Source organism: Roseinatronobacter sp. NSM (assembly GCF_052379845.1).
In the GTDB taxonomy this organism is placed as follows: Bacteria; Pseudomonadota; Alphaproteobacteria; order Rhodobacterales; family Rhodobacteraceae; genus Roseinatronobacter.
In genome coordinates this window covers 1-1954 of record NZ_JBQTCF010000082.1, presented here as the reverse complement: position 1 = coordinate 1954, position 1954 = coordinate 1, and the positions used below count along the sequence as shown (strand labels likewise).

The window sequence follows — 1954 nt, the reverse complement described above, 5'->3', positions numbered from 1 at the left end:
GGCCGCCATTTGCTGCTGGTGGGCGCCAACCCTTCGACACTTCCTGCAAGCTTTGCCCGTGTTCTGGAAGCCGAAATCAACCTTCCGGAATCGGACCGCGAAATGCTGCGGGTGATCCTTGGGCATCTCTACCCCGGACAGATCGTGCATGAGACTGACATTCCCGCGTCCATCAGCGCCGCAGAGGTTGCAGCGCTGACGCCCGAACAGATGACAATCGCCGCCCGTGCGCCAAATCCGATTGGTGCGGGGCAAGTGCTGGTCAGGTTGCTGAACAAGGGGAAGATTTCAGCGGCCCCGGGACTTGCTGATTTCCCGCTGGCCGCCGACGTTCGGGAACCTGTTGAACAAGTCCTTGCTGATTTGCGGGACTGGCAAGCAGGCAAGATCCGCTGGAAAGACGTAACCAGTGGTTTGCTGCTTGAAGGCCCTCCGGGTTGCGGAAAAACCGAGCTTCCCAAACTTCTCGCCCGTGACGCAGGGTTTCCGGTCTTTGCCGGATCGCTGTCAAAATGGCAGTCAGAAGGCGCCAGATCGAGCGATCTGCTTCAGAAAATGCGGGCATTTTTCGATCAAGCGATGCAAGCCAGCCCTGTAATTTTCTTCATCGATGAACTGGATGCGATTGGAGATCGGGACCGCCCGCATGATCAGAACTCCTCATGGACTGCAAGCATTGTGGCGGGATTGCTGGAATGTCTTGACGGGTTCGATGGACGGGAGGGTGTCGTCGTGATCGCCGCCACGAATTTCGCAAACAGGATCGACGCTGCCCTGACACGGCCGGGCAGGTTCGATTATCTGATCAAAATGGACCATCCGACACCTGATCTGCTGCCAGCCGCGTTTCGGTGGCACCTCGGGAATGATCTGAGGGATGCCGACCTCGCGTCCGTTTGCGCAAGGGCGGTTGGTCTGTCCGGTGCGCAGATCGCAAATGCGGTGAAGACCGCCCGTGCCACTGCACGGCGGGAACGGCGTGAATTGGATGCAGATGACCTGACAACAGCAGTCGAACGCATTCGGCCATCCATCGCACACGAGATCGGTTGGGGTGTCGCCCTGCACGAGTCCGGGCATGCCATCGTTGCGCATGCGACGGGCCAGGCGCAGCCAAAGCTCCTGTCACTGTACCAAGGCGGCGGGCAGGCTGACATGACCCACCTTCCCAGTGCGATGCGCCGGTCTGACATTGAGGGTGATATCGCTTTGCTACTTGGCGGGCGGGCCGCTGAACGCCTTGTTCTTGGACGCCCCAGCGGCGGCGCAGGTGGGGGACAGCACAGTGATTTGGCCAGGGCAACGGAAAGAGCGACCGGTCTTGAAATGTCATATGGGCTGGGAGAAAGCGGAACGGTCTGGATGGGGCCCCCAAGCACAGCCGTCGATCGCTTGCGGTTTGATCACAGCCTGAAGGAACGGGTCCAAGACCATCTCACCCGTGCGGAAAGTGCCGCATTGGCAATCCTCAAGGAAAATCGCGAGACCCTGATCGCGATGGCCAGAATGCTGCTGGATAGAGGAAGTCTTTCGGGCCCGGATCTTGCCGGGTTCCTGTCAGGCGTCAAACTGGCGGAAATGACAGGTCAAGCCGAGGGCCCGTTACTGAAGAATTGCGCTGAATGCGTCGAGGCTGAAAACAGCAGCTCGAGGTCAGCACAGATTTTTTGAACGCTTCGTAATTCAGAAAAGGAGCTTCACTCAGGAGCAGTGCAAAAATTTGGTCGCAATCCCAGTCTGAAGGATCACCCGCATCAGGGATATCTGGTGCGGACCACTGCATTGACAAGACACAAGCTGCCAATTGCACGACCGTACAAGACTCAATTCTTGCATCGCTTGCTGGCAGGTTTTCTCTCCCAACCTCTGATTTCGAGCATAGCAAAACACGTCCTGCCAACCGAAAATCCCATTATCCAAAACCACTTGTCCACATAAATGAAGCCCGCCTTTC

Annotated in this window: 1 protein-coding gene; it reads left to right on the top strand. The window is 57.6% G+C overall.

The window, feature by feature from the left end:
• Positions 1-102: 102 nt before the first annotated feature.
• Complete coding sequence (locus ACTZWY_RS19660) at positions 103-1671, top strand: AAA family ATPase (RefSeq protein ID WP_444792398.1); 1569 nt, start codon at positions 103-105, stop codon at positions 1669-1671.
• The last annotated feature ends 283 nt before the right edge of the window (positions 1672-1954 follow it).